This is a genomic window from Rhodococcus sp. 05-2255-1e (assembly GCF_002259025.1).
Lineage (GTDB): Bacteria > Actinomycetota > Actinomycetes > Mycobacteriales > Mycobacteriaceae > Rhodococcoides > Rhodococcoides fascians.
Genome location: NZ_NOZE01000043.1, coordinates 72,633 through 81,658, shown reverse-complemented (window position 1 = coordinate 81,658; position 9,026 = coordinate 72,633). Strand labels below are relative to the sequence as shown.

The window sequence follows — 9,026 nt, the reverse complement described above, 5'->3', positions numbered from 1 at the left end:
TTCGAGGTAGGCGCGTAGCTCGGAGTCGACGCAGAACTTTCCCTCGGACATGCCGTCGGAACCCTGCTCACCGAGGTAGAAGAACGCATCCCGTTTCCGTGGCCTCGGCTTCGCGTTCTTGTCCTCGTCTTCGTTCTCGTCGAAGTCGCCGTCGGGGTCGAGGATCGAATCCAGATGCGCCACCAACGGCGCGAAGTCGTCGGGCCGTCTGGTCGAGGCGAGACCCACCAACTGCTGTTCGGCGCGATCGCGGGTCTGCGGATCCACACTCGACGGTAGGTGCCGGAAGAATTCGCGGATCATCTGCACGTGCTGGGCATCGAGCAACCCTGCCCGTACCGCTGCAGCGGTGTGTGGCAGCAAAGGCGGTAGCGGTTCGCCGGCCAGTGCGGTGCGGTCGCCCAATTCGGCAGCCAGACGTACTCGCGCACCGGCTGTTCGTGGGGTGATTCGCAGCATCCATGCCACCGAGCACGGCACCGAACCCGGATAGACGTCGAGGCCGTGTTGTGAGATCAGCTCGTTGAGCCAGGTGTGCGAATACGCCGTCACGGACCGCGACACAGTTTCCATGCGTTGGATCACCGCACGCCGGTCGGCATTCGACCATGCCACCGACGCCTGCCCCGCCAACTCGGCGACCGCCGACTCCACCGCCTCGACCAACCCCGCCAAGACAGGGTCGGACACGACGGGGGCAGGCGGCACCGTCTCGATGCCGTCCACCCCTGATCCGCCGTCCCCCGAAAGCATGATCAGAATCTACCGCGACCCACCGACACACTTTCGAACACACGTTCGTCGATCCGAGGGAAGTCAGTTGCGTGAGATCAGCGACCGCGCGAAGAACATCAGGTTGGCCGGCCGCTCTGCCAGTCTGCGCATGAAGTAGCCGTACCACTGCTCTCCGTAGGGCACGTAGACACGCACGTGCTTTCCGGCGTCGACCAGTCGTCGTTGTTCCTGGTCGCGGATTCCGAACAGCATCTGGAACTCGAAGTCGGCTGCGGACCGTCCGGCGTTCGCGGCGAGCCGCTCCGCCGCCTCGATCATCTCGGGATCGTGGGAGGCGACCATGGGGTAGCCGCTGCCGTTCATCAGCACTTCCAGGCACCGTAGGTAGGAGTCCGAGACGTCCCGTGCACCCTGGAACGCCACCGACGCGGGCTCGTTGTACGCGCCCTTGCACAGGCGGATCCGAGATCTGGGTCCGGACAGTTCCCGGCAGTCGGCCTCGGTTCGTTTCAGGTACGCCTGCAGCACCGTGCCGAGATCGGGAAAGTCCTGCCGCAGTTCGCGCACGATGGACAGGGTCGAGTCGGTGGTGGTGTGGTCCTCGGCGTCGACGGTCACCCACACTCCCGCCGCTGTTGCCGCGGTACAGATTTCGCGCGCGTTGTCGAGCGCCAGCGTCCGGTCGATTCCCTGACCGAGGGCCGAGAGTTTGAGCGATACCTCGAGCGCGGTCTCGGCGGTACTACGCGTCGAAAAGCGTTGTATCAGTGACAGGTACGACTGCACGGTGGCCGTCGCCTGTGCGCGGTCGGTGGTGTCCTCGCCCAGATAGTCCACCGAGACGAATCGTCCCGACGCCAGCAGGGCATCGACGGCGGTGACCACGGCGGGCTCCGATTCACCGGCGACGAAGCGGTCGACGAGCGATCGGGTGGCACGCAGCCGCGTCACGGTGGCCTGCAATTTCGGTGAGCGTGCGGCCGCCAGCAGAGCCGGCCGCAGTGGGTTGCTCAGCACTGTGGTCATCGTGTGCCCTCGCCTTCCTGATGGGGGTAGCCGTGTGCGGTCGGCGGGACGAACGTTTCCTTGACCGTGCGTGCCGATGCCCAGCGCAACAGGTTCTGCGGTGAGCCGGCCTTGTCGTTGGTACCCGACGCACGCGCTCCGCCGAACGGTTGCTGGCCCACGACCGCGCCGGTGGGCTTGTCGTTGACGTAGAAGTTTCCGGCGGCGAATCGCAGCGCCGAATGGGCCTGCTCGACGGCCGTGCGATCGGTGGCAATGACGGCACCGGTCAGTGCGTACTTCGATCCGGTGTCGACGGTGCGGAGTACGTCGGCATAGGCGTCGGGCCGGTTGTCGTCGTAGACGTGCACGGCCAGAATGGGGCCGAAGTACTCGGTGGTGAAGGCTTCGTCGGTGGGGTCGTCGCCGAGAAGAACTGTGGGAGAGACGAAGTATCCTTCCGTGTCGTCGCACGTTCCGCCGGCGGCGATGGTCAGGCCGGTCACGGATTTCGCGCGGTCGAGCGCTGCCGCGTTGCGGTCGAACGCCTTTCGGTCGATGACGGCACCGCCGTAGTTCGACAGGTCGGTGACGTCGCCGTACTTCAAGGCCGACACTTGCTCGATGAACGTCTCACCCATGCGAGCCCACAGCGACTTCGGCACGAATGCCCGCGATGCGGCCGAGCACTTCTGCCCCTGGAAGTCGAAGGCACCGCGAATCATGGCCGTGGTCAACACGTCCGGATCGGCCGAGCTGTGCGCGACGACGAAATCCTTGCCGCCGGTCTCGCCGACGAGCCGCGGGTAGGAGTGGTAGTTCGAGATGTTGTTGCCGACCTCGCGCCACAGCGTCTGGAAGGTCGCAGTGGATCCGGTGAAGTGGATGCCCGCCAGGCGTGGATCGGCCAGGGCTACTTCGGAGACCATCGGACCGTCGCCGAGGACGAGGTTGATCACTCCCGGCGGCAGACCTGCCGCCTCGAGGAGCTGCAGCGTCAGGTACGCAGCAACTGCCTGGGTGGGAGACGGCTTCCACAGCACCGTGTTGCCCATCAGTGCAGGCGCTGTGGGCAGGTTGCCGGCGATGGCGGTGAAGTTGAACGGTGTGATCGCGTAGACGAAACCCTCGAGCGGGCGGTACTCGACGCGATTCCACACACCCGGGGCCGACACCGGCTGATCGGCGAGGATCTGTCGTGCGAACGCGACATTGAACCGCCAGAAGTCGATCAGCTCGCACGGTGCGTCGATCTCGGCCTGGTAGGCCGACTTGGACTGCCCGAGCATGGTTGCGGCAGCGATCCTTTCGCGCCACGGACCCGACAGCAGATCGGCCGCGCGCAGGAACACTGCAGCTCGCTCGTCGAACGGAAGATCGCGCCAGGCCGGTGCAGCTGCGGTCGCCGCCGAGATGGCGTCCTGCACGTCCCGGTGCGTTGCCTCGGCGAAGCTACCGATGACCGACGCGTGCTTGTGGGGTTCCACCACATCGGTATCGGTGCCGGCGGCGTCGCGGTGGACACCGCCGATCACCTGATGGATGCGGACGGGGTTCGCACGCAGTTCGTCCAAGCGGATGCGCAGCCTGGCGCGCTCGGCGCTTCCGGGGGCATAGGTGTTGACCGGCTCGTTGACCGGGGTGGGAACTGATGTGACCGCGTCCATGGTGACTCCTCGCACTCGGGTGTGTGCTGCTCATTGAAGTCGCCTCGACGTCCCGTTCAATCAGCTCATCGGCCAAAGAATTCGTGGTGTACTTGTCCGCATGGCCAATACTGTGACGCTGCGTTCTCTGCTGACGTCGCTGCACAGCGCCGTGGTCGAGCTCGTGGTCGCGCCGGCGGGAACCGAGATCACTGTCGAGTCCGTGGCCCTGCTCGACGGCGACGACCTCCGTCGACCGCCGGGAACGGCAGCCGATCTGACCCTGCTGGTCGGCGTCACCGAGACCGATGCGCTGCGGTGGTTCGACGATCTGGCACTGCGTCCGGTGGTCGACAGGCCCCTTGCGGTGCTGACCAAGGTGGCCGACTCGACCGCGTTGGCCCACGCCGCCCGAGAGACCGGAATCGCCTTGGTCGCGGTACACCACCAGACCCGCTGGGAACTGCTGCTGTCGACGATGCGCGGGGTCCTGGACCAGTCCCGCTCACCGGCATCGGACGACGGGCTGTTCGGAGCGGACACCGATCTGTACGAGCTGGCGCAGACGGTTGCGTCCTTGACCAAGGGCATGGTGAGCATCGAGGACGAGCGCTCGCACGTATTGGCGTACTCGGCATCGGACGACTCGGCCGACGAGTTGCGGACCCTGTCGATCCTGGGGCGAGAAGGACCGGCCGACTACCTTCGTCGTCTGCACGAGCGGGGGGTGTTCGATCGACTCCGCCGTACCGACGACGTCATCGACGTGCCGGCCGATGCCGAACTCGGTATTCGTCGACGCCTTGCCGTCGGGATACGTCGAATAAGCGGCGCAGCAACGACTCTGGGAACGATCTGGGTTCAGGAAGGCGCGCGTCCGCTGTCGGTGGACGCCGATGCGGTGTTGCGCGGAGCGTCGGCGGTCGCCGCCCGGCTGATCACCCGCATCGCGAACGCCCCGACCAACGAGGCGCTGCAGATTCAGCGACTGCTGGGCGCGCGGGGTGGCGGCGTGGACATTCCGTCGCTGGCCGCGGCGCTGTCGATTCCGACCACGGGGACGGCCGCGGTCGTCGGATTCGCCGCCTGTGGTGAATTCGACATCACCGGTCTGGCTCCGTCGATCCGGTTGCACGCCAGCGCATTCAGGCGAGACTCGCTGGTGACCGTCATCGGCGAGAGAATCTACGTACTGTTCTCCGGAGCTGCGTCGGGGACGGCGATTCCGGTGTGGACCGCAGATGCCGTGTCGCGCATCGAGACTCGAACCGGACTGTGCTTGCGCGCTGCGGTGGCCGCGCCGATCGCCGATCTCGACGGGGTGGCTGCAGCCCGGTTCGAGGTCGACCGAGTATTGGACGCGACCACCGGCGACGTTCGGGTCACCACGCTCGCAGAGTCGAGAACGTCTGTGCTGCTGGGTGAGATCGTCGACATCATCTCGAATCACGAGCAGTTGCGGGACCCGCGCATCGCAGCGCTGGATCGGTACGACGCCACCCACGACGGCGCGATGCGCGAGAGCCTCGAGACGTATCTGGCGTGCTTCGGTGACGTGCGTGCGGCAGCGGAGAGGCTGCACATTCACCCGAACACGGTGCGTTACCGCATCCGACGCGTCGAGCAGATTCTGGAGTTGGATCTGTCGGATCCGGACGCGCGGTTGTTGGTGGAGATTCAGCTACGGATGTGAGCGTCACGGGCCTCGGCAGTGCTGGACCGGATCACCAGGCTCGGCTCGATGCGCGAGCGCCGGGTGCTGCGGTTGCCGGAATCGATTTGGGCCAACAGTATTTCGACACTGCGGATGCCGACCTCGCTGAATTCCTGACGGATCGTCGTCAGGGGAGGGGAGAAGAACTCCGCGTCGGGAACGTCGTCGAAACCGACCACGCTGACGTCCGTCGGAACTTTTCGGCCGTGCACTTCGAGGGCGCGCAACACCCCGAGAGCCATCGCATCGTTTCCGGCGAACACCGCTGTGACATCCGGGTTCTCGGCCAATCGGCAGCCGGCCTCGAAGCCGGACTTCGCGGTCCAGTCGCCGGCGAGAACGAGTGGCGGTTCGACACCGGCCTGCTCGTGGGCCGAGCGCCACCCGATGACGCGGTCGGCCGCCTCGTACCAACCCGAGGGGCCTGCGACGTGCCAGACGGCGCGGTGACCGAGTGAGAGCAGATGTGTGGTGGCGGACTGCGCGCCGGCGACCTGATCGACCGAGACGACCGCCAGATCGCCTTCCGGCGATCCTTCGACGGCCACCAGTGGCAGTTCGGCAGCCAACTCGGCGATGTCACCGCCGTCGGTGCTCAACGGCGCGATGACGACGACGCCGTCGACGCCCTGTTTCTGCAACCTGCGCACGCAGGTGCTGATCGCCACCTCGTCGAACGAAGTGGGGACGCCGACGACGACGGAGTATCCGGCCTGTCGTGCGGCCTGTTCGACGCTGTAGAGCGTCGACACCGGCCCGTACAGAGCGTTGCCCGTGCCGACGATCCCGATGGTGCTGCTGCGGCCGGTGACCAGAGCGCGAGCTGCGGTGTTCGGCCGGTAGCCGAGCTCCGCGATCGCCTGCTCGACCCTCGTTCTGGTCGCCTCGGTGACGTTGGGATGGCCGTTGATGACCCGAGAGACGGTCTGGTGGGACACACCCGCGAGCCGAGCGACGTCGGTCATGGCCGGTCCGCGGGTCGGCGTCATCGCACGCATCCTCCTTCGCTGGTCGAACACCATCTCAGCATGCCCGGACCGGATCGGCGCGTCACCGCCCGGATCACGTCGTTTTCGTCATCGATGCAGAGGTCGGCGGTGCGGGCTTTCCGGGCTCGCCGGGCGAGAACATCTCGGCGGGTACCGGTACGCCCAGGTAACTGGTGGGGGACGCGGCTTTGTCTCCCTTGCCGCCCTTACCGCTCGCCGCACGACGCTTGGTCCAGATGTCGAACGCCACGGCGGCGAGCAGCACCAGACCCTTCACCAATTGCACTCTCTCGCTGGGTGATCCGATCAGCGACATGCCGCTGTTGATCACGGCGATGATGAGTCCACCGGTCAGCGCGCCGACGATGCGGCCGACGCCGCCCTGTACGGCTGCGCCACCGATGAACGCCGCCGCGATGGCGTCGAGCTCGAAGCCGTTGCCCGCAGTAGGACCGGCCTGGTTGAGGCGTCCGGCGAAGATGATTCCGGCCAGAGCCGAGAGGACACCCATGTTGACGAAGATCCAGAACGTGACCGGCTTGACCTTGATACCGGACAGGGACGCGGCGTGAATGTTGCCGCCGATGGCGTAGACGTGCCGACCGAATACGGTCTTGCCGGCCAACGTCGAGTAACCCATGACCAACACGGCGAGCAGGATCAGCACGTACGGCAGGTTCTTGAAGCGAGCCAACTGGACGGCGATCGCAAGCACGAGAGCGGCGGCGAACGCCATCTTGATCAGGAACAGCGGCATCGCGTCCACGGTCTGGCCGTACTTCTGCCGGCCCGTTCGAGAACGCCACTGGCTGAACACGATTCCAGCGACCGCGAGAATCGCGACGAGCAACGTGAAGATATCCGCCCCACCCAATGGCCCGAGTCCCACATTGCCCATGAAGCCGGGCAGGAAGCCGTTGGACAGTGTGCGTACCGGTCCGGGGAACGGCCCGATGCCCTGGTTGCCGAGGACGATGAGAGTCACTGCGCGGAAGACGAGCATTCCGGCGAGGGTGACGATGAACGCGGGAATGCCGAAGTACGCGACCCAATAACCCTGCCAGGCACCGATCAGGCCGCCGACGATCAACGTGATCAGCACCGCCAGTGGCCACGGCACGTTCTGTTGGACCATGAGGACACCGGCGATGGCTCCGGTGGCCGCCACCACCGATCCGACGGACAGGTCGATATGGCCGGCGATGATGATGACGACCATGCCGATGGCCAGAATGAGAATGTACGAGTTCTGCACCACCATGTTGCTGATGTTCTGCGGCACCAACAGCTGACCTCCGGTCAGCACGGTGAAGAGCACGATGATCAGCGCGAACGCGATGAAGATTCCGCTCTGTCGGAGGTTTCGCGTGAGCAGCCCCCGAACGGTCGACAGCTGGTTCATCGAAGTACTCCTGTTCCACGGGTCATGAGATGCATGAGAGATTCCTGGGTTGCGTCCTCGCGGTCGACCTCACCGGTGATCCGGCCGGCGGACAGCGCGTAGATCCGGTCGCACAGACCGAGAAGTTCCGGAAGTTCGGACGAGATCACCAGCACTGCCTTTCCGGCGTCGGCGAGTTGGTTGATGATCGAATAGATTTCGAATTTCGCGCCGACGTCGATTCCTCGCGTCGGTTCGTCGAGGATGAGCACGTCGGGATCGCTGAAGATCCATTTGCTCAGCACGACTTTCTGCTGATTGCCGCCGGAGAGTTTGCCGACCACGGCGGAGACGTTCGGTGCCTTGATGTTCATGCTCTTGCGGTAGCCCTCGGCGACCTTGTATTCCTGGTTGGCGTCGACGAAGCCTCCCGTCACCAGTTTGTCCAGCGCCGCAGTGGAAATGTTGCGCTTGATGTCGTCGATCAGGTTCAGCCCGTACCGTTTCCGGTCCTCGGTGGCGTACGCGATGCCGTGATGGATGGCATCGTTGACGGACTTGACGTGAATTTCCTTGCCGTACTTGTAGAGCCGTCCCGAGATGTCGATCCCGTAGCTTCGGCCGAAGACGCTCATGGCCAACTCGGTACGGCCGGCACCCATCAATCCGGCGAGGCCGACGATCTCACCGCGCCGCAGCGTGAGGTTCGCCTTGTCGACGACGGTTCGGCCCTGCTGGGTCGGACTGTGCACGGTCCAGTCCTCGATCCGCAGAACTTCCTCTCCCACAGTCGATTCGTGGGGCGGAAACCGGTGCTCGAGATCGCGGCCGACCATCAGCGAGATGATGCGATCCTCGGTGACGTCCGGGTCTCGCATGTCCAGCGTCTTGATGGTCTTGCCGTCCCGAATGATCGTGGTCCGGTCGGCAATGGCCGCGATCTCGTTGAGCTTGTGCGAGATGATCACGCACGTGATGCCCTCGTCCCGTAGACCGCGCAACAGATCCAGCAGATGTGCGGAGTCGGAATCGTTGAGTGCCGCAGTGGGTTCGTCGAGAATCAGCAGGGTCACGTCCTTGGACAGTGCCTTGGCGATCTCGACGAGTTGCTGCTTGCCGACGCCGAGGTCGCTCACGACGTTGACGGGATTCTCCCGCAGCCCTACCCGGTTCAGTAGGGCTGCGGCCTCGGAATTCGTTCGGTTCCAGTCGATGAACCCGCGCTTGGACCGCTCGTTGCCGAGAAAGATGTTCTCGGCAATGGAGAGATGCGGACTCAGTGCGAGTTCCTGATGGATGATGACGATGCCCTCGGCCTCGCTACTCCGGATGTCGGAGAACGAGCACTCTCGACCGTCGAACACGATGTCGCCGTCGAATGTGTCGTGCGCGTACACACCCGACAACACCTTCATGAGCGTCGACTTGCCTGCTCCGTTCTCGCCGCAGATCGCGTGGATCTCGCCGCGATTCACCGAGAGAGTGACATCCTGTAGCGCCTTGACGCCGGGAAATGTTTTGGTGATGCCGCGCATCTCCAGAATCGGGCTCGTCAT

7 protein-coding genes are annotated in these 9,026 nt (G+C 64.9%); 1 reads left to right on the top strand and 6 read right to left on the bottom strand.

Annotation, left to right across the window (positions count from 1 at the left end; all coding sequences use genetic code 11):
• The 3 genes from CH262_RS25035 to pruA all read right to left on the bottom strand — a co-directional run.
• Positions 1-753, bottom strand: a 753-nt coding sequence (locus CH262_RS25035; RefSeq protein WP_143547169.1) for a DUF222 domain-containing protein, incomplete at its 3' end; no start/stop codon positions are given.
• A 63-nt stretch (positions 754-816) separates the two neighbouring features.
• Entirely contained in the window at positions 817-1,761 is a 945-nt protein-coding gene (locus CH262_RS25030) for a proline dehydrogenase family protein (RefSeq protein WP_094718709.1), read from the bottom strand.
• Entirely contained in the window at positions 1,758-3,407 is a 1,650-nt protein-coding gene (gene pruA / locus CH262_RS25025) for an L-glutamate gamma-semialdehyde dehydrogenase (RefSeq protein ID WP_032371593.1), read from the bottom strand. Before pruA ends, CH262_RS25030 begins: the two co-directional genes overlap by 4 nt.
• A gap of 100 nt (positions 3,408-3,507) precedes the next feature.
• On the opposite strand from pruA, the gene CH262_RS25020 reads away from it, so the two are divergent.
• Positions 3,508-5,079 (top strand): PucR family transcriptional regulator, encoded by a 1,572-nt coding sequence (locus tag CH262_RS25020; RefSeq protein ID WP_032386398.1) that lies wholly within the window; start codon positions 3,508-3,510, stop codon positions 5,077-5,079.
• On the opposite strand, the gene CH262_RS25015 is transcribed toward CH262_RS25020, so the two are convergent.
• The 3 genes from CH262_RS25015 to mmsA form a co-directional block, all read right to left on the bottom strand.
• Positions 5,064-6,089, bottom strand: coding sequence for a LacI family DNA-binding transcriptional regulator (locus CH262_RS25015; RefSeq protein ID WP_032367931.1), 1,026 nt, complete (start codon positions 6,087-6,089; stop codon positions 5,064-5,066). The two genes, CH262_RS25020 and CH262_RS25015, sit on opposite strands and share 16 nt — an antisense overlap.
• A 73-nt stretch (positions 6,090-6,162) precedes the next feature.
• A complete protein-coding gene (gene mmsB, locus CH262_RS25010; protein ID WP_027495782.1) occupies positions 6,163-7,491 on the bottom strand; it encodes a multiple monosaccharide ABC transporter permease in 1,329 nt (442 codons plus the stop codon).
• On the bottom strand, positions 7,488-9,026 hold the full coding sequence (gene mmsA, locus CH262_RS25005; RefSeq protein ID WP_094718715.1) for a multiple monosaccharide ABC transporter ATP-binding protein: 1,539 nt from the start codon (positions 9,024-9,026) through the stop codon (positions 7,488-7,490). The genes mmsB and mmsA overlap by 4 nt, the downstream gene beginning before the upstream one ends.